This window comes from Acinetobacter sp. TY2 (assembly GCF_046269225.1).
Lineage (GTDB): Bacteria > Pseudomonadota > Gammaproteobacteria > Pseudomonadales > Moraxellaceae > Acinetobacter.
Map to the genome: position 1 here is coordinate 50876 of NZ_JBJZOR010000007.1, position 18469 is coordinate 69344.

General features: G+C 36.7%; 19 protein-coding genes. 12 read left to right on the plus strand and 7 right to left on the minus strand.

The window, feature by feature from the left end; genetic code table 11:
• Positions 1 to 54: 54 nt before the first annotated feature.
• Positions 55 to 354 (minus strand): hypothetical protein, encoded by a 300-nt coding sequence (locus ACK1JC_RS06175; RefSeq protein ID WP_409510989.1) that lies wholly within the window; start codon positions 352 to 354, stop codon positions 55 to 57.
• Positions 355 to 777: 423 nt separating this feature from the next.
• Here ACK1JC_RS06175 and ACK1JC_RS06180 point away from each other — a divergent pair, with 423 nt between their 5' ends.
• Entirely contained in the window at positions 778 to 1311 is a 534-nt protein-coding gene (locus ACK1JC_RS06180; protein WP_409510990.1) for a hypothetical protein, read from the plus strand.
• 168 nt (positions 1312 to 1479) lie between these two features.
• On the opposite strand, the gene ACK1JC_RS06185 is transcribed toward ACK1JC_RS06180, so the two are convergent.
• Positions 1480 to 2700, minus strand: a complete 1221-nt coding sequence (locus ACK1JC_RS06185) for a tyrosine-type recombinase/integrase (RefSeq protein ID WP_409510991.1) — start codon at positions 2698 to 2700, stop codon at positions 1480 to 1482.
• 851 nt (positions 2701 to 3551) lie between these two features.
• Here ACK1JC_RS06185 and ACK1JC_RS06190 point away from each other — a divergent pair.
• From ACK1JC_RS06190 to ACK1JC_RS06220, 7 genes are all read left to right on the plus strand, one after another.
• The gene (locus tag ACK1JC_RS06190; protein ID WP_409510992.1) at positions 3552 to 4496 is read left to right on the plus strand and encodes a hypothetical protein; all 945 of its coding nucleotides are present in this window, start codon (positions 3552 to 3554) and stop codon (positions 4494 to 4496) included.
• Between the two features lie 159 nt (positions 4497 to 4655).
• On the plus strand, positions 4656 to 5189 hold the full coding sequence (locus ACK1JC_RS06195; RefSeq protein WP_409510993.1) for a GTP-binding protein: 534 nt from the start codon (positions 4656 to 4658) through the stop codon (positions 5187 to 5189).
• A gap of 358 nt (positions 5190 to 5547) precedes the next feature.
• Complete coding sequence (gene glnA / locus ACK1JC_RS06200) at positions 5548 to 6963, plus strand: type I glutamate--ammonia ligase (RefSeq protein ID WP_409510994.1); 1416 nt, start codon at positions 5548 to 5550, stop codon at positions 6961 to 6963.
• Positions 6964 to 7049: 86 nt separating this feature from the next.
• Entirely contained in the window at positions 7050 to 7325 is a 276-nt protein-coding gene (locus tag ACK1JC_RS06205) for a hypothetical protein (protein WP_409510995.1), read from the plus strand.
• 111 nt (positions 7326 to 7436) lie between these two features.
• Positions 7437 to 7919: a chorismate--pyruvate lyase family protein gene (locus ACK1JC_RS06210; protein WP_409510996.1), complete on the plus strand. Its 483-nt coding sequence runs from the start codon at positions 7437 to 7439 to the stop codon at positions 7917 to 7919.
• Positions 7920 to 7937: 18 nt separating this feature from the next.
• Complete coding sequence (ubiA, locus tag ACK1JC_RS06215; RefSeq protein ID WP_409510997.1) at positions 7938 to 8816, plus strand: 4-hydroxybenzoate octaprenyltransferase; 879 nt, start codon at positions 7938 to 7940, stop codon at positions 8814 to 8816.
• Positions 8817 to 9189: 373 nt separating this feature from the next.
• Positions 9190 to 10500 carry an alpha/beta hydrolase family protein gene (locus ACK1JC_RS06220; RefSeq protein ID WP_409510998.1) on the plus strand — a complete coding sequence of 437 codons (1311 nt, stop codon included), beginning with the start codon at positions 9190 to 9192 and terminating at the stop codon, positions 10498 to 10500.
• A 112-nt stretch (positions 10501 to 10612) separates the two neighbouring features.
• On the opposite strand, the gene ACK1JC_RS06225 is transcribed toward ACK1JC_RS06220, so the two are convergent.
• The 4 genes from ACK1JC_RS06225 to ACK1JC_RS06240 form a co-directional block, all read right to left on the minus strand.
• The gene (locus ACK1JC_RS06225) at positions 10613 to 11143 is read right to left on the minus strand and encodes a gamma carbonic anhydrase family protein (protein WP_409510999.1); all 531 of its coding nucleotides are present in this window, start codon (positions 11141 to 11143) and stop codon (positions 10613 to 10615) included.
• A 123-nt stretch (positions 11144 to 11266) separates the two neighbouring features.
• On the minus strand, positions 11267 to 12415 hold the full coding sequence (gene dacC / locus ACK1JC_RS06230; protein ID WP_409511000.1) for a D-alanyl-D-alanine carboxypeptidase PBP5/6: 1149 nt from the start codon (positions 12413 to 12415) through the stop codon (positions 11267 to 11269).
• Positions 12416 to 12542: 127 nt separating this feature from the next.
• A complete protein-coding gene (locus ACK1JC_RS06235) occupies positions 12543 to 12917 on the minus strand; it encodes an MCR_0457 family protein (RefSeq protein WP_409511001.1) in 375 nt (124 codons plus the stop codon).
• 222 nt (positions 12918 to 13139) lie between these two features.
• Positions 13140 to 13505: an MCR_0457 family protein gene (locus ACK1JC_RS06240; RefSeq protein WP_409511002.1), complete on the minus strand. Its 366-nt coding sequence runs from the start codon at positions 13503 to 13505 to the stop codon at positions 13140 to 13142.
• Positions 13506 to 13631: 126 nt separating this feature from the next.
• On the opposite strand from ACK1JC_RS06240, the gene surE reads away from it, so the two are divergent.
• The 3 genes from surE to ACK1JC_RS06255 all read left to right on the plus strand — a co-directional run bounded on the left by surE (position 13632) and on the right by ACK1JC_RS06255 (position 16553).
• Positions 13632 to 14399 (plus strand): 5'/3'-nucleotidase SurE, encoded by a 768-nt coding sequence (gene surE / locus ACK1JC_RS06245; protein WP_409511003.1) that lies wholly within the window; start codon positions 13632 to 13634, stop codon positions 14397 to 14399.
• A gap of 269 nt (positions 14400 to 14668) precedes the next feature.
• On the plus strand, positions 14669 to 15526 hold the full coding sequence (locus ACK1JC_RS06250; protein ID WP_409511004.1) for a peptidoglycan DD-metalloendopeptidase family protein: 858 nt from the start codon (positions 14669 to 14671) through the stop codon (positions 15524 to 15526).
• A 94-nt stretch (positions 15527 to 15620) separates the two neighbouring features.
• Positions 15621 to 16553: a LysR family transcriptional regulator gene (locus ACK1JC_RS06255; RefSeq protein WP_409511005.1), complete on the plus strand. Its 933-nt coding sequence runs from the start codon at positions 15621 to 15623 to the stop codon at positions 16551 to 16553.
• A 71-nt stretch (positions 16554 to 16624) separates the two neighbouring features.
• Here ACK1JC_RS06255 and ACK1JC_RS06260 read toward each other — a convergent pair whose 3' ends face one another.
• Positions 16625 to 17836, minus strand: a complete 1212-nt coding sequence (locus tag ACK1JC_RS06260; RefSeq protein WP_409511006.1) for an aspartate aminotransferase family protein — start codon at positions 17834 to 17836, stop codon at positions 16625 to 16627.
• A 165-nt stretch (positions 17837 to 18001) separates the two neighbouring features.
• Between ACK1JC_RS06260 and grxD the strand changes: the two genes are divergently transcribed.
• Positions 18002 to 18343 (plus strand): Grx4 family monothiol glutaredoxin, encoded by a 342-nt coding sequence (gene grxD / locus ACK1JC_RS06265; RefSeq protein WP_409511007.1) that lies wholly within the window; start codon positions 18002 to 18004, stop codon positions 18341 to 18343.
• Positions 18344 to 18469 lie beyond the last annotated feature (126 nt).

The following is an 18469-nucleotide window of genomic DNA, read 5'->3' on the forward strand; positions in this document are numbered from 1 at the left end:
TTTTTTGATAATTTCATATAACGATCATTATGTTAAATGAAATACTAATAATCTTTATAGTAAACGTAAAAATGCAGAGGTTAAGAACAATCCTAAGGCAAATAATCCCAAATAAATAGATGACTTATTTATAGATTGACTATTAATTTTAATCAAATCTTTGATTGAAAGGTTCCAATTAATTTGAGTCCAAGGATACCAAAAACATAAAAAACCTAAAGTGCTTAGAACTCTAGATAATGTAAAAGATTCAGCTAGTTCATTAATGCTAAGTCCAACAGCTATTAATCCTAAAAAAAATCCAAACCAAGATTTAATTAATGGATTGTTTTGATCTTTTGATAAAGTTTTCATTTTTAATGATGTAATTAAGAATTATTATCAATAATATCAGAAGATGAAAGATTTAAGAATCGCTAAAATTAACATAATAGACCGTATGCGAAATACTTGATATTTAACCATAATTTTAGCACATGGCGATATTTCAACTTAGTGCATTTTTTAAACTTAATACCTAGCTTTTATATCTTTTAAGTAGTGTAAAGGCTATTTTCATCAAATCTAGAATACGGTCACATGTAGGTTAATAATTGTGATATCTCCGAGCTTTCTCGACATACTTTTTGTGAGTTTGTATAAAAACATGTTTGCTCTTTGTAATTTTATATTTTAAATACAATAAGATAGATATAGGTCATGTATGTTTTAACTATATGCATTATGTATATGTAGTACTCAAACATTTATTAATTTGAATCAAGAGGGAATAACAATATGACTAATCATAATGAAATCGATCGCCATGTAGTGAAAGAGCTACCAAAAGATCAACGTGATGAATTAAATGCTGATCCAATTACAGGTGAACCTGGTGCACATCCTGTTGGTACAGGTTTAGGTGCTGTTGGTGGTGCAGCTACGGGTGCGGCTGTAGGTACTGTTGCTGGTCCTATTGGTACTTTAGTAGGTGGCGCTATAGGTGCGGTTGTTGGTGGATTGGCTGGTAAAGGAGTTGCAGAAGCAGTAAATCCTACTGAGGAAGAAGCATATTGGCGTAGCGTAGCACACAGTACCCCTTATTATCTTGATACATTAAATGCTTACGATGATCTTACTTATGATCGGGATTACCGACCAGCTTACCATTTAGGTTATACAGGTCGTGCAGAATATCCAAATGGAACACGATTTGAAGATGCAGAAAATGACTTGAAATTAAAATGGGAAAAAGTGAAAGGTACTTCACGCCTGAATTGGGAACAAGCAAGGTATGCCGTGCTTGATGCATGGGAAAGGGTTAATGGTTGATTTTAAATCAGGAAACTAAAGGAACATCATGTTCCTTTAGTTTCTTAAACTTAGTGCATGATATTAAAATACAAAATAAATATGATAATGATCATCTAGTTTGTTTCATAAACATTTCACCATATTTGAGAGTCTGTTCGATGTAGAAGTAGAGCCATGTTTTCATATTTAATCCTTCCAACTATCAACAATATCAGCCCAATCTTGAAGCATCTTTCTTCGGTCATCGAGCCATCTAGCGTGGTTGTAGGACGCACGCGTTTTATTGTCATCAGCATGCGCTAATTGCTTTTCAATCCAATCTTCTTCATATCCCTTTTCATAAAGCAGTGTTGAAGCAGTCGCTCTAAAATCATGGGCAGTCACATCCCCCAACCCAATATAGTCAAGCATCCTATTAAGAGTCGTCGCAGATAGCATTCCTCCTTTATATACAGAAGGAAATACATATTCACGATTAGCTGTAAATTGAAATTGTTCCTGAAGTAACACATAGAGCTGAGTAGACATTGGCACAATGTGAATACGGTTTTTCTTAGTTGTACGAGTTTGCCCGGTCTTTTTTGAAGATACAGGGAATGTGATTATTTTGTCTTCAAAGTCAACAAATGACCATTGCATACGTCTAATTTCAATTGTTCGTAGCATTGAGTAGAGCATTGCTAGACCGGCATTTTTAACTGTACTTGAACCACCGTAGCTTTCTAATTTATTTCTGAGCATTCTTGCTTCATTTTTTTCAAGCGGTCGGGCATGCTCAACATCAGGGCGTTCAATTGCATCTTTTACAGCGTAAGTTGGGTCGTAATCAGCTCGAAGTGTAGCAATTGCATATCTCATAACAGCACCAATAAACTTCCGATTATCGATGGCTGTGACTTCACCGGTTCCAAAGTTCTTCTGTTTTTTCACACGCTTGATAGTGTTCTTCATGATTTGAAGTACATCTGCGGAAGTAACGTCTTTTACATCTTTATTGCCGATAATTTTTAGGATGTCTTTCTCTAAAGAAGTTTGAAATCTATTCTGATGTCGTTCAGATCGGTTCGCAAGCTTCTCTTGTTTGTATTCTTGAGCGACATTTTTGAATAAGTTACTTGAACTTAAGTTGAGTTCTAGCGTGAGTTTTTCCTTTCGCTTTTCTTCAAGTGGATTTAGATTCTGATCTAGCAGTACTTTTGCTTCATCTCTCTTTTTTCGTGCATCAGCTAAAGAGACGATAGGGTACTCACCCAAACCCATCATTAGTGTTTTTTTTAACCATTGAAAGCGATACCGCCAAAACTTTTTCCCATTTGGTCGGACTTCAATATATAGACCTGCTGCATCAATAAAACGTGTGATTTTTTCAGTAGGCTTAAGAGTTCTTATTTTTGAATCACTTAGCATTGATATTGAGTACCGATTTAAAAAATTAAGTGGTACTCAAGATAGTACTCAATTTTGAGGATTTTGCACAGTTTGTTTTAATTTACTTAGGTTTGCTAACTTACTTATTTTTATAATTTTATATACTTGTGAATTTTGTTAGGTTTTGCTAGATTTTTCAAATATTATCTTTCGATCATGAGAAGCATATTGAACGTATCCCTTTGAATTTTAATGTATCTATAAAAGTCGAGTGTTTCATACCCGTCTTGTTACACACATTGCATAAAGTACCTGACATTCATCTATAAGGTGATAAAAATGTCAGTCACTTACTTTAGCAGATTTTATCACTTTCAGGATAGCTCGATTGCGTTTGTCGTGTGGCCTAGATAATCAATACTGAATCTATGAGAAAGCAATATCATTTGAACAGATGATTCTATTGTTTGATTTAAATGAGGAGTGGTCTAATTTGAAAGATAATGTAGATTTTAGCTTTTTAGATCGGTGAGATCATTTATTTTTTACATACTTTTGATGTATTGATTACAGATTCTTATGTATTTAAAAAAATTAGGAGTCGATATTAAAAAACATAATATTTAGTTTTGTTTAAATGTTGTATTAGATTAATTAAATAACAATAATCAAATTGGTTTTATTTACTAAAATTTTTTTAAAAAGATAAATAAATACATATATTTGTTTAAATTGTTAAATTGATAGGTTTTTATTTAAACAATATCTGAGTATGATGTTTGTACGATTAGATTTGTATATTGAAAAGCATAAATGGTTATGTGAATTATTTTGCATAAAAAACAAAAAATGTTAAAGTGGACACAATTTATGGGCTGGCGAGGGGCTGAATGAAAGAAGAAATTAAAATAGCTATTTTTGGCTTGAGTCTCAATGTGTTGGATAACATAAAACAAAAAATTCGCTTGATGTATGACGATACCGTTAATATTACTTGGGCGAATATTGCCGATCCACATCTAGATATTCTTCTTGTAAATGATATGTTTTTTGGTTCACCGACAATTCAACATTTGGTTGGTTCACAACAAGTCCCTTATCTACGCCTGATCAATAAGTCTGAAGTTGCAGGACAAATTGATGGGGATAAACTATTTTTACCATTCTCTGTAAGTGATGCAACACGGAAGTGGTTTAAAGATCGTTATTTGAAAGTGCCACTAAGTCAAAAAGTTGAAAAACAAGTTGCCCAAATTACGAAAACAACAGATATCAATAAGGTAACGGCAGAATTTTTTAATGAGCGGAATGGAAATCTACAAATTTTTGATGGTCACGGTAATATTGGCTTGATGAATGCACGTAGTGAACAAGTTTGGCTCGATACAGGGCGACGCTTTGCAGGAACAGATACGACATTGAATTTTACTTATGCAACAATGCAAATGGCGCAGAGCGTGAGTAATATTCAGGGTATAGATCTACGAAGATGGTTGTGGAATATTTTATGGTATTCACCAGAGTTGATTAAAAATACCTCAGATAAAAAATTTTATAAATTAAAATATTGGCCACATCCAGATTCAAAAGATGACCGTAAAGATGTTTTTACGATTGCAGCGTGTTTTGAGCGTGGGGCAAGTATTCAGCAAGTTGCAAAGAAATCAGGTGTCTCAGTAAAAACGATTGAACGTTTTGTTTCAATTGCATTATTGAATCATTTGTTGACTGAGATTGATGCAAAAGATGCAACGTTGATTATAGAAGAAGAAAAGCCTGCAGAAGGTGTGCTGAAAGGTTTCTTTGGTAAGCTACGTCGTAAATTGGGTTTATAAAAGTATAAACCTAAAAAATAATTGATTAAATCGTATTTAAATGTACGAGTTAAACAAAAAATCATTTTTTTAGTGTATTAGATTATAAAACGGTTTGAGTGACACTCTGTAAAAGAGATAAAAACAGGGTCGTTCATATAAATAAAATAGGGGTTCAGTGTGATTTTACAGAAGTATAAAATTGTATTTGGTGGAACAATGGGGGCAGGTAAAACAGAAGCCATTAGGTCACTTTCAGAAATTAATGTCTTATCTACAGAAGCGTATAACACGGATGAGCAGTCGCATAGCAAAGCTTTGACTACGGTGGGAATCGATTACGGTGAAATTAAGCTTGATGATGGCATTACCGTTGGTTTATATGGTACACCAGGACAAGATCGTTTTGATTTTGTATGGTCTGTGATCTGTAAAGGGGCAATAGGTGCTGTTGTTCTAATCGACCATTCTAAAAAAACGGCACTTGATGATTTAAAATTCTATCACAATTCATTTAAAGAATATGTAAACAACATTATTGTTGGAATTACACATGTTGATGAAGACTCACAACAATTACTAAAAAAATACCGTGATTGGATGGACTTAAATGGCTATAACATGCCTGTATTTGCCATTGATGCACGTGAAAAAGACGATGTGTTATTGGTCGTTGAAGCGCTGATTGCTCGGGCTGAAATTGAATATGCATAATTAAATTAAAATGAGAAATCCATTTTTTTGTAAAATGGATTTTTTTACAAAAAAAATGTATGTAAAAAGTGATAAATTATATTTATACAGCACCAGATTAAAGCACTATTTATAATGTGCACAAAAATAGTGCAATAAGAATCTCGTTACCTAATTTAGAATGATATGTGTGTTTTGATATGGTGCAATTATAACTGCACTCAGTATAATAACGCTGAAGATAAACCTGTATTGCTTATATTCTGATAAAGAATTCAATATTTTGGAATGTCTCTCAAAAGTTGGTACGGGAATTGCTTAATACTAACCAACTACTAACACGCACTTCTGAAGTGCAACAAAAATTCATTGGAGCAAAATGAGCATGGCGAACAAGGTTCTAGAACTCATCAAAGAAAGTGGCGCAAAATGGGTCGATTTTCGCTTTACTGATACTAAGGGTAAAGAGCAACATGTGACTTACCCAGCAGATACCATTGATGAAGATACATTCGAAGATGGTAAAATGTTTGATGGTTCTTCAATCACTGGTTGGAAAGGCATCGAAGCGTCTGACATGATTTTGCGTCCAGATGCGAATACTGCATTTCTTGACCCGTTCTTTGCTGAAGCAACTGTGGTTGTGACTTGTGATGTGATTGAGCCATCTACAGGCCAAGGCTATGACCGTGATCCACGCTCTATTGCTCGCCGTGCAGAAGAATACTTAAAATCTACAGGTATTGGTGATACTGCATTCTTTGGTCCAGAACCAGAATTCTTCGTTTTTGACGAAGTGAAATGGGAAATTGATATGTCTGGCGCGCGCCATACATTGATCGCTGAAGAAGCTGCTTGGTCAACAAACAAAGACTATGAAGGCGGAAACTCAGGTCACCGTCCACGTGTTAAAGGTGGTTACTTCCCAGTACCCCCTGTAGATTCTTCACATGATATGCGTGCAGATATGTGTGCTCGTATTGAAGATATCATGGGCCCAGGTCGTGTAGAAGTGCATCACCATGAAGTTGCATCTTGCCAGTTAGAAATTGGTGTGAGCTTCAACACAATGGTTCGTAAAGCTGACGAAGTACAACAGTTCAAATATGCTGTTTGGAACGTGGCGCACCAGTACGCTAAAACTGCAACGTTTATGCCTAAACCAATGGTTGGCGATAACGGTTCAGGTATGCATGTTCATATTTCAATTGCAAAAGATGGCAAAAACTTATTTGCTGGTGATGAATATGCTGGCTTATCAGAAATGGCTTTATATTTCATTGGTGGTGTAATTAAACATGCACGCTCATTGAATGCGATCACAAATCCTTCTACGAACTCATATAAGCGTTTAGTGCCACATTATGAAGCACCGATTATGCTTGCTTACTCAGCACGTAACCGCTCTGCATCTATTCGTATTCCTTACGTTTCTAGCCCGAAAGGCAAACGTATTGAAGCGCGTTTCCCAGATCCAATGATGAACCCGTACTTAGGTTTTGCAGCATTGTTGATGGCTGGCCTTGATGGTATCCAGAACAAGATCCATCCAGGTGAAGCTGCTGACAAAAACTTGTATGATCTTCCTCCTGAAGAAGAAGCGAAAATCCCTACAGTTGCGCATAGCCTAGATATGGCGCTTGAAGCACTTCAAGCGGATCACGACTACCTACTTAAAGGTGGCGTATTCACTAAAGATATGCTTGATGCTTATATCGAAGTGAAAACTGAAGAAGTTCGTCGCTTAAATACGACTACTCACCCAGTTGAATTTGATATGTACTACAGCTTGTAATTCTTTTTAGAATTTAAGTGAGAAAAAACCCGCCAAGTGCGGGTTTTTTTGTATGATCTATTTTTAGATCATTTGTGAATGTTGATATGGCACAACGTAAAAAGCATATTGGATTTTTCCCTTGGATTGATCCGAAAGATCAAGAAAAAGGGTTTAAACTCAATTTTTCTGAAGTGACCTATATTGAAGTAGCAAGAACGCTTGAAGGTTATAAGCAAGCGCAATTTGTTGCATTAAAAAATCCTGAATTGGCATTGGATTACCCGTATCCTGAAATATTTTATTTAAGTGCTGAAGGTTTAATCTTGGTGAAAACGCCTCAAGGTAAATTTGAAGTGATTGCTAAAACAGATAATGCTTGAATCATGAGATTTGATCTGAACTTTTTTAACGATATATGACTTAAATTTAAGTTAAACTTCTCACAATTTTAAAAAATGAGCATTGAGCGTATGCGGAACAAGCGGGCAAGTATGATCCAGGCTAAATCTATTCCTATAGCCTTGAAACCATGGTTGTATGCTTCAGGTTCTTTAACACAACAGTTAACTGATATTGCAGGTGGTGTATTTAAAGTACAACCCATTCAAGAACATTATCAAAGAATGTCCAAAATCGACAGTCAATGGATGTCCATGCCGTCACAGCATACCTCTTGGGTTCGAGAGAGTTTTCTGTACGGGTGTGATGATCAGCCTTGGGTTAAAGCCAAAAGTATTTTCCCTATTTTAAGTATTCATGGCAAAGCTCGATTATTTAAACATATTGGTAAAAAGCCCATCGGTCGATATCTATTTCAACGTACCAATCCTGTCTGTGAAAGACGAGTTTTAAAACTTCAAGACGGTTGGACGCGTCAAAGTTGCTATACTTGGCATGGTTGTAAATTTATTGTGCAAGAAACATTTTTACCTGCATTTGAACAATATTTACAGCAACAGAATATTTCAAAATAGCGTATTGAAGGATTGGTCATGGCAATAGCGCAACATCCCACTTGGCAACAACGACTAGAGGCTTATTATTACTTATGCCGTTTTGATAAGCCGATTGGTACAGAATTGGTTTTTTGGCCGACCATGTGGGCACTGTGGATTGCAGCGAAGGGAATACCACCTATTGCAATTTTGATTCCAATGATTTTGGGCACTATTTTCATGCGCGCGGCTGGATGTGCGATTAATGATTTTGCGGATCGTAAAGTGGATGGCGCAGTGGAACGTACTAAAAATCGTCCGCTTGCAACAGGAATTATTAGTGCGAAAGAAGCAATTTTTGTTTTTTTAACGTTAGTAGCTGCCAGTGCTGTGATGTTGCTTTTTCTGCCAATTGAAACATTCTATTGGTCGTTTGGTGCACTGTTTTTAGCATTTATTTATCCGTTTATGAAACGTTATACTCATCTTCCTCAGGTGTTTTTGGGGGCTGCATTTTCATGGTCAATTCCCATGGGATACACAGCGATGGGGGTCACACCTGATTTAACGTGTTGGTTATTATATTTTGGAAATCTGGCTTGGACAGTGGCTTATGATACTCAATATGCTATCACTGACCGCGAGTATGATTTAAAAATTGGGGTGAAATCGACAGCGATTTTGTTTGGTCGTTACGATATTCAAATTATTTCAATTTTACAGTTACTAAGTATGGTGCTGATAGGTGGTGCACTCTATTTAGAAAATATATTAATACCTTTTGGCTTGATTGCATTATTAGTCGTTAGTGCTGATTTCATTTATCAATGGACACGCACGAAAGAACGTAATCCAGAACAATGCTTCTGGGCATTTCGACATAACCGTTGGGTGGGTTTGATCATCTTTTTAGGCATTTTTGTGGCGCTGTATTAAGACATAAATGTTTAAAATAGAAAAGAGAGATGAATTGATCTAATTAAGCTGTCTATTTTATGAGTCAGCTTTCAACCACGCTTTATGTATAGTTTGAATATATAAGATGTATGATCGTTCAAATGATGATGAATATGATTGAGCTTTTTATAGCCGTAATCTAATCGATATCAAAATGATTGAAATGCAATGTGATGCTTTTTAAATAATTAAAATAAAATGTGATTTTTATTGAGTAATGATGTAATTTTGTGAAAATACAATTGTATTTTAATTTGAGTTAATGATGTAAAAGTAGAGTTATTATTCTAATTGTGTTTTTATTGTCATGTGCCTCATGAGGAGGCATAGATAGAATGATTAGGATGATATTGTGAATCAATTATTTAAAAAAACATTGCTTGTTTTGTGCTGTAGCTCTGCATTATTCATAACGGCTTGTAATGATAGTGACAATGACCACGATAATTTTGTAGCACCAGAAAAATTCTTCGTTTCTGAATTACCTTATAAGTTTGATAAGCCAGACGGTGCTTCTGCAGATCCAATTCAGGTCATGACCTATAATATGACCAATGTTCAAGGTAAAAAAGCCACAGCAACTGCCATGGTTATTTTCCCTCAGACAGCACAGCCACAGGATGGTTACCGTGTTGTTGTATGGGAGCACGGTACTTTAGGAAATGCTGACAATTGTGCACCAACCAATAATATTCAGGGTGCACGCTTTAAAGATCCTTTAGCAAAAAGTTTGCTAGAAGCAGGCTATGTAATTGTTGCACCTGACTATGAAGGCATGGGGACTAAAGGGATTCATCCGTATTTACATTTAGAAAGTGAAGCTAAATCTGCGATTTATGCAGTTAAAGCGGCTCAGGAGCGTTACGGCAGTAAATTAAACAAACAGTGGATGTCTGCAGGACAATCACAGGGCGGGCAAGCATCTCTTGGAACTGCTGAATTTGCAAATTCAGATGTAAATTATAAAGGCGCAGTTGCTGGGGCACCTGCTTCAAGTTTAGATACAATTATCTTTAAGGTCGCACCAGCTGCATTAAAACAAGCTGAAGCGTTAGAAATTGCAGCAGGGAAAACCTTAGCAGAGAGAGCAACCGCAGGTTCTATTGGTGCTTATGCAACTCTATTAAGTTATGCTGCATTTGCTGGAGTGGGTATTAAAGCGGTAGATCCTTCATTTGAGTATCGTGATATTTTCCTTGATCAGCGATCTAAGTTAATTGCTGAAAAAGCAGAAGGCTCGACAGGTGAAAATGGTTTATGTTTAGATAGTCCAGATGCTAAAAATTTGCCTGAACAAAGCATTCGCTACTTATTTACAATGGATATTGTTAAATTTTTGACTGAAAACCCTGGTAAATCAGTATTAGATTACCCAGGATTGGATGAAGTTAAGTTCTATCAACTTCCTCAAATTGCTCAATTTATTAAGAATAGTCAGCCTGGAACAAAAAAATTGGATAAGCCAGTTTTAATTATTCAGGGAACAGCAGATATGAGCGTTCCATATCCTGTGACAGAAGCACTTGTGAAAAAATTGAAGGATGATTTAAAGTCTCCTGATATTACTTTCCTTCCTGTAAAAGACGCGTCACATACAGCAGCAATTGTTCAGAAAAATCCTGAATTGCTTGCCTTTATTCAAAAGCATATGCCAGCGAAATAAACTTTAACTTCGGTTAAGTAAAGATATTCCTATCTTGCCATATATGATGTATCAAAATTCATATCATTGATTGGCAGATGGGAATATTTAGCGGACTTAAAATCTATTTTTGCTATAAATAATGACTGGATACTTTAACGTAATTTTGTGCTGAGTACAGTAAAAAGGCTTTTTCTTTGTCGGTTAATGGGCGAACTTTTTGAACAGGGCTACCCACATATAGGAAACCACTTTCAAGATGTTTGCGTGGGGGTACTAAAGAGCCAGCACCTATCATCACATCGTCTTCAATAATCACATCATCCAAAACAATGGTATTAATTCCAACGAGAACACGATTGCCAATTGTGCAACCATGTAACGTAACATGATGTCCAATGGTGACATCTTCGCCAATAATTAACGGAGAACCTTCAGGTTTACTGTCATTTTTATGACTGACATGTAACATGGCATGATCTTGTACATTTGAATTTCGACCAATGCGAATAAAATTGACATCACCACGAATCACGGCAAAAGGCCAAACCGACACATTTTCAGCCAAAATAACATCACCAATCACTACAGATAATTCATCGATATAGCAGGTTGAGTCAATTTTAGGGTGAGTGTCTAAGTAGGGGCGAATATTCTTTTTCATGCGTAGCATCCGTGTTCTAAATAAAAGTAAATTATCATAAAAAAACGTCCATATTAGATATATGAACGCTTCTTTTTATTCGTTAAGTTTTTGAAGTAATTGATATACTTCAATGATCAATACTTAGAATAAGTTGCTAAAAAATTGCTTGATATGATCAAACATACGAGAGAAAAAGCCTGCTTCTTCAACTGCTTTTAATGCAACTAATGGTTTTTCAGCAATCACTTTACCATCTAAAGTCGCTGTTAATTTACCAACCACTTGACCTTGTTTTAATGGTGCTTTGAGGTTTGGTTGTACTGTAATTTGCGTTTTAATGGCATTTGCCTGACCTTTAGGCATCGTGACATTAAAGTTTTCAGCTAAACCAATTTGTACCGTATTTTCTTTTCCAAAGTAAACTTTAGCTTTTGCTAAAACTTGGTTTGCTGGTTGAACACTGATGGTTTCAAAATTTGAGTAACCCCAAGCCAATAATGATCGTGTTTGGTTTGCACGTTCATTCATAGATGGTGCACCAAAAATTACCGAGATTAAGCGTAGTGGACCACGTTTAGCAGAAGTGGTTAAGCAGAAACCTGCTTCATCGGTATGACCTGTTTTTAAACCATCAACACTTGGATCAGTATAAAGCAAGGCATTACGGTTACCTTGTTTAATACCGTTGAAAGTAAACTCTTTTTCAGAATAGATCGGATAATATTTTGAGCTGTCATGAATGATATGTTTTGCAAGTGTTGCCATATCTTTTGCAGTTGAATAATGTCCCTCAGCAGGCATGCCTGTTGAGTTAATAAAATTGGTATTAGTCATGCCAATTTTTTTGGCTTCTTGGTTCATTGCATAAGCGAAAGAACCTTCGTTACCCGAAATATGTTCAGCCATGGCTTTAGATGCATCATTACCAGACTGAATGATAATGCCACGTAACATTTCCAAAACAGTGGCATTGCCGTTTAAAGGAACATACATACATGATTCTGTACTGCTACCTTTACACCATGCTGACTCATTCATGCGAACTTTTTCATTTTCAGTCAGTTCACCTTTCAATAGTTTTTGTTCAATGATGAAACTGGTCATCATTTTTGTCATGGATGCAGGGGCTAACTTCTCATTTTCATTTTTAGATGCCAGTATCTGTCCAGTTTCATAATCCATTAAAACATAAGATTTGTTATTTAATTCTGGTGGTGTGGACAGAACTGTTGCTGCGTAAGTAAAAGAGGGTAATAGTAGTAATGCAGCAAAGGCGCTTTTACGGGTCATTCTGGTCAGTTCCAATCATTATAAGAGCACAAACGAGCTTGGTATTCTAGGACAAAGCAAAGCCGACTTCTATGGGGTAAATCGGCTTATTTTCTATGAATTGTAACTAATTCATTGGCTAAAGCACTTATGAATTAAAATTGGTTACATCCTGACAGATTTGGATGTTATCGGCATCGCTTGCTTTTTTAGCATCATTGCGTGCTTCATCAAGCGCAGCTTTAAATTTATCTTGCTGTACGATGGTATTTAAAGCAGCAACTGGTTTTTTTTCATTTGGTAAATACGCTTTGACTAGTTTTGCATAACCTTGATCAAACTGATCACCAGCTTGGTCTAATGTTGGGCAAACTTCAGATAAAACAAAAATAGCAGCCAATTCTTCATTGGTCACGTTGGCTTGTGTGACATCAATATTTTCATCAGCAGCATGGGTTTGACTCAGCACAGAACCCAGCAAAAGAATAGTAAGAGAACAGCGTTTAATTAACTTCGAATTCATGAATATCTCAATTTTTGCAGTTGAACGTATTTGAGTAGTTTAACGTGATGTTTTATATAGCCTAATAGAAAAGCATAGAAAAAACATAGAGAAAATGTATTGAAGATGTAGGCGTGAAGCCTTTTGGGGTTAAGCACTATCTATTTGATGGAAAATTGACTTTTTATTGAGGATTTATTTTGAGCATCCTTGCTCACAGTTCTAACAGTAATCAGTGTAATCTTACATATTCAATAAGTCTTCACATGCAGATTTTTGTTCTGCTGTATCTACTGCTATCGCATCTGCTTTAGCTTCTTTGAAAATAGTTTGGTATTCAGCATCTTGTTTGAGTTGTTCAAGAGTGATTGATGGATTATGTAACTCTTTTAGAAAAGTGTGTGTCATGCTATTAAGCGAAGATAAAATTTTAGGATTATTTGCGGTTAAAGCAGGGCAAACCTCAATGAGAACCTGAGTTGCGGCAATATCTTCTTTTATAATGCTATCTGATTCTTCAGCTGTAAGTCCTGAATCTGCAAAAGATGATTGAGCGAAAATTGTGAAAAGCGTTGATAAAAGTATAAATTTAAGTGAACGTATTGGCATGATTTTTTCCAAAAAATTTCTGTAAATTCAGCGTGTTCAATATATATAATTTACTAACAAGTTGAAACAAAATCACCTGAGCAGTCACGTGAAAAAGACTCGCTCTGTAATACAATAGGATGAAATGTGAATATTTTAATAGCTAATGACGATGGTGTTTTTGCCCCTGGAATCCAAGCCCTTGCACGAGCATTAAAACCACTTGGTCGAGTGATTGTGGTTGCGCCAGAAAGTGAGCGTAGTGGCTTTTCAAGTGCATTGACACTTGATCGTCCTTTGCGTCCTATTCAGGTTGCACCTGATATGTGGGCAGTCAATGGCACACCTGCAGATTGCGTTTATTTATCAATGAATGGACTCTTTGATTTTGAATTCGATCTTGTCGTTAGTGGAATTAACAGTGGGGCAAACTTGGGCGATGATGTATTGTACTCAGGAACAGTGGGTGCAGCATTTGAGGGTCGTCTCATGAAGCAAGCTGCGATTGCTGTTTCATTGGCGGGTAGTAATGTTCGAAGTTATGAAAGCCCAGATGATTATGCACAAGCAGCAAAGTGGGTACATGATTTCATTGCACGTGGTTTACCACAGTTACCTGCTCGACATATTTTGAATATTAATATTCCTGATGTTGCCGAAATACAAGGTCAACAAATTACTTACCAAGGTCGTCGAATTCAATCTAAACCGATCAGTAGTCATGTTGATCCTAGAGGACGTCAAGTCTATTGGATTGGGCTTGCAGGTGAAGCAGTGACAGATCCAGCAAAAAGTAATCTTGGCATACAATCTGACTTTTTTGCTGTAGCAAATGGCTTTGTCAGTATTACCCCAATTCAGATGGATGCGACCAATTACAGCATTTTGACTGATTTACAAGCCCAATTTATATAGCTTTAACGTATTAAGAAGACATAATTCATCATATTACAATGTTGTTGCATCATCATCGTGCAAGATCTACACGGATTTTTCACATTTGAACAATGCGTCACCTGAAAGATACGATCAGTCACAAAAGCACTGAATGATTGATGCTACCTTATGTTATAAGTTTGTGAAAATACGGGGTTGTACGCCGTATTTTGAGCATTTTTTGCTACTCTTAATTGCATTTATAGCTGTATTTAAATTTTAAAACTTAAACTAGGAGAGGGACGTCGATGTTTATGGCAGGATCACAGCAGTTTTTATCTAAACCACAGGTATGGGTTAAGACCATTTTTTTATCGGCTGCTTTGACTTCAACTGTATTGATTACAGGCTGTGCTTCAAAGCCACAAATCAATAATCCTGTCCGTTATGCCAATGCACCCGAATATTATACCGTTCGTTCGGGAGATACCTTGAGTGCGATTGCTGCCCGTTATGGTTTAGATTATTTAAGTATTGCCAATATGAATGATATTGCTGAGCCTTATCGTATTTATGTCAATCAATCGCTGCGTTTGAAAAAATCAGGCAATTATCGTGATAATCGTTCTACGACGCAGGCATTGAGCAGCAATGAACCTCAAATTCAACGTCAGACCATTAGTATTCCTGCACCAAATAAAACACCTACGCCACAACAGCAAACAGTACAGACTACACCAAATAATACCATTAAAAATAATTCGGTAACTCAACCTGCGCCTGTCGTGAGTGTAACCAATTTACGTTGGGTTAAACCTTCAACTGGGCGAGTGCTTGAAAACTTTAATTTAACAAAAAATGTTAAGGGTATTCGCTTCGGTGGCAATGTCGGTGATCCGATTGTAGCAGCCGCCAATGGACAAGTGGTGTACGCCGCAGATGGTTTGAAAGAATATGGCAATTTAGTACTCATTAAACACATAGATGGTTATATTACTGCCTATGCGCATAACAGTAAGATGTTGGTGAAAAGTGGTGACAATGTTATTGCTGGTCAGAAGATCGCAGAGATGGGTTCGAGTGGTACAACACAAACGATGTTGGAGTTTCAAGTTCGTTTAGATGGCAAGCCAATTAACCCTGCAAATATTTTACCGATTAATTAAAGATATTTAATGCAATGTGTAGATTTCTTCGTATAATACAATGAGTTGCTAGATAAAAAAATGTGAAGCAGCGCATGATTTCAGAGGGAAATTTATGTTAGATCAACTTCGAGCAATGGGCGTATTTGCCTGCGTTGTTGAAAAAAGTTCTTTTAGTGGTGCAGCCCGTGATTTGGGTATTACTACGAGTGCTGTCAGTCAGCAAGTTCGTTCGTTGGAAAATGAGATGGAAGTTACACTTCTGCACCGTTCTACACGAAAACTCAGTTTGACTGAAGCAGGACAAGCCTTTTTTCACAGTTGTCAGGAAATGTTAGCCGCAGCAGAACGTGGAAAAATCCGTTTAAATGAGTTGAGAGACGATTTAGTCGGTGATTTACGTATTGCCACAACGCCAGAGCTAGGAGCAACTCATGTTGTTCCTGCACTATCCCATTGGATGTCTGCACACCGTGGCCTGATGGTTCACTTTGAAGCAGACAATCATTTTATTGATCTGATTCAAGAACGAATTGATATAGCAATTCGTATGTGTTCGAAAGTCGATGAGTCAAATAATGTTAGCAGTGTACCATTAGCCCGTGTTGATCAGGTTTTGGTTGCATCACCAAGTTATTTAAACCAAACATCGCCAATTTCGCGCCCAGAAGATTTGCAAAATCATGATTTGATTCCAATCAATATTATGAAGAACTATCAACATTTTTCATTTCAGCATGGTGCAACGGGTGAAGTTGTTTATCTTGAAATGAAGAATCGTGTACAAACCAATAATGTCTTTGTTGCAAAATCACTGTGTCAAAACGGTCATGGCATTGCACGCATTCTTTATTTGGATGTACAAAAAGAACTCATCAATGGAACATTGGTTGAAGTGTTACCGGAATGGAAACTCCCGACATTTACACTCAATGCTATGATGCTAAAACGTGAACAGCAACCGATGAAAATTCATCGTTGCCTTGATGCATTAAAACAATATTTTTGCCAATTACCTGGTGGCAGAATATACCAAGAAGCATCTTAAAAAGATCGATTGAATAAAAAAGCCGCTTGTTAAGCGGCTTTTTTACATCTGAGGAAAAACGTTATAATTGATTAAGCCAAGTAGTTTTTAATTGCAGGAACAAGACGTTGTAACAAATCATCTGCTTGTTCATGTGTCATATTGAGTGCAGGAAGCAAACGCACGACATTCCCAGAAGTAACATTAATAATCAGTTTATGTTCATCACGTGCAATATTGACTAAGTCGCCACAATCTTTCGGTAATTCGATACCAATCATCATACCGAAGCCACGGACAATCACATTGAGATCAGTAAGTTGCACGCGGAATTGATCGACTAAATATGTACCAATTTCGGCAGCATTTTCAACAATATTTTCTTTTTGAATCAGATCAAGCACAGTGTAAACAACGCGTGAACCTAGGTGAGTACCGCTATATGTTGAGCCATGATTACCTGCGGTTAATACACCAACACCACGACCTTGAGTCATTACTGCACCAATAGGAAAGCCATTACCTAAACCTTTAGCAGTGGTCATCACATCAGGAATAATATTGGTGTGCTGATAAGCAAAATATTTTCCTGTACGACCATTACCAGTTTGAACTTCATCAAGCATCATTAACCAATTATGTTGATTACAAATATGACGAATTTCTTCTAAGTAGCTAAATCCTTGAGGTGCGGTATTCACACCACCTTCACCTTGGATTGGTTCAACTAAAATTGCCACGATGTCAGGATGGTTGATGGCTGCTTCTTCAATCGCTTCGATGTCACCAAAAGGTACACGAATAAAGCCTTCGACCAATGGACCAAAACCTTCTTGAACTTTTTTATTTCCTGTTGCAGACAATGTTGCCATTGTACGACCATGGAAAGAACGGTCAGCAACAATAATTTTAGGACTTGCTACACCTTGTAAATGACCAAATTTACGGGCAATTTTAATTGCACCTTCATTTGATTCTGCACCACTGTTTGAGAAGAAAATTTCTTCCATACCTGAAACTTCAGCAAGTTTTTGTGCTGCAGCTGTTTGCCAATTTACTTCGTAAATATTGCTTGTATGAATGAGGGTTGCCGCTTGTTCTGCAATGGCTTGAGCGATCACAGGATGTGCATGCCCTAGACCACATACAGCAATTCCTGTAAGTGCATCTAAATATTCAGTGTCATCTTCAGTGTAAAGATAAGAACCGCTGCCTCGGACAAAGCTGATCGGTTGGCGGCTAAATACCGGCATTAAATGCGATGGTTGATCAGGTTGTACCGGAGCGAGGGTAATGTTATTCATGACTAACTCTTATCTGTTAGGAAGGAAATAGGGGGAAGTTTATATAAGCAAAATACGGAACAGATTTAAAGCCCAAATGTAAATTAAATTGGAAATAATCATCTTGGCGTACTCTTTATGGTGGATTTAGGTATAATGCACGCAGAATGAGTTGAGGATTTATCAATGACTGAACAAGCACGTGATACAGAAGCGTTAATTCGCGATCAGATTGCTAAACATGCTGTACTTCTTTATATGAAAGGCACACCACAATTTCCACAATGTGGTTTCTCTGCACGTGCAGTCGAAGCACTTAGCCAAATTGGTCGTCCTTTTGCTTATGTAAATATTTTGGAAAATCAAGATATTCGTGCACTTTTGCCACAAATTGCAAATTGGCCAACATTTCCACAATTGTGGATCAATGGTGAATTAATCGGTGGTAGCGATATCATGCTTGAAATGTTCCAAAATGGTGAATTAAAGCCATTGGTTGAGCAATACAGCGCAGCACCAGAAGCTTAATTTAACCTTCTGATGTTCAAAAAGCACCTTATGGTGCTTTTTTTATGTGTAATAAAAATGTAGAAATAGCTTAAAAAATTCAAAATGAAGATCAAAAATAAGCCCAATACGACATATAAAAACAGC

Bases quoted from the DNA above. Each gene is read 5' to 3' on its own strand.
- ACK1JC_RS06225 (WP_409510999.1), bottom strand. From the start codon at position 11,143: ATGAAAAAGAATATTCGCCCCTACTTAGACACTCACCCTAAAATTGAC.
- glnA (WP_409510994.1), top strand. From the start codon at position 5,548: ATGAGCATGGCGAACAAGGTTCTAGAACTCATCAAAGAAAGTGGCGCA.
- ACK1JC_RS06240 (WP_409511002.1), bottom strand. From the start codon at position 13,505: ATGCCAATACGTTCACTTAAATTTATACTTTTATCAACGCTTTTCACA.
- ACK1JC_RS06235 (WP_409511001.1), bottom strand. From the start codon at position 12,917: ATGAATTCGAAGTTAATTAAACGCTGTTCTCTTACTATTCTTTTGCTG.
- ACK1JC_RS06210 (WP_409510996.1), top strand. From the start codon at position 7,437: ATGATCCAGGCTAAATCTATTCCTATAGCCTTGAAACCATGGTTGTAT.
- ACK1JC_RS06260 (WP_409511006.1), bottom strand. From the start codon at position 17,836: ATGAATAACATTACCCTCGCTCCGGTACAACCTGATCAACCATCGCAT.
- ACK1JC_RS06250 (WP_409511004.1), top strand. From the start codon at position 14,669: ATGTTTATGGCAGGATCACAGCAGTTTTTATCTAAACCACAGGTATGG.
- ACK1JC_RS06185 (WP_409510991.1), bottom strand. From the start codon at position 2,700: ATGCTAAGTGATTCAAAAATAAGAACTCTTAAGCCTACTGAAAAAATC.
- ubiA (WP_409510997.1), top strand. From the start codon at position 7,938: ATGGCAATAGCGCAACATCCCACTTGGCAACAACGACTAGAGGCTTAT.
- dacC (WP_409511000.1), bottom strand. From the start codon at position 12,415: ATGACCCGTAAAAGCGCCTTTGCTGCATTACTACTATTACCCTCTTTT.
- ACK1JC_RS06255 (WP_409511005.1), top strand. From the start codon at position 15,621: ATGTTAGATCAACTTCGAGCAATGGGCGTATTTGCCTGCGTTGTTGAA.
- ACK1JC_RS06205 (WP_409510995.1), top strand. From the start codon at position 7,050: ATGGCACAACGTAAAAAGCATATTGGATTTTTCCCTTGGATTGATCCG.
- ACK1JC_RS06180 (WP_409510990.1), top strand. From the start codon at position 778: ATGACTAATCATAATGAAATCGATCGCCATGTAGTGAAAGAGCTACCA.
- ACK1JC_RS06175 (WP_409510989.1), bottom strand. From the start codon at position 354: ATGAAAACTTTATCAAAAGATCAAAACAATCCATTAATTAAATCTTGG.
- ACK1JC_RS06190 (WP_409510992.1), top strand. From the start codon at position 3,552: ATGAAAGAAGAAATTAAAATAGCTATTTTTGGCTTGAGTCTCAATGTG.
- grxD (WP_409511007.1), top strand. From the start codon at position 18,002: ATGACTGAACAAGCACGTGATACAGAAGCGTTAATTCGCGATCAGATT.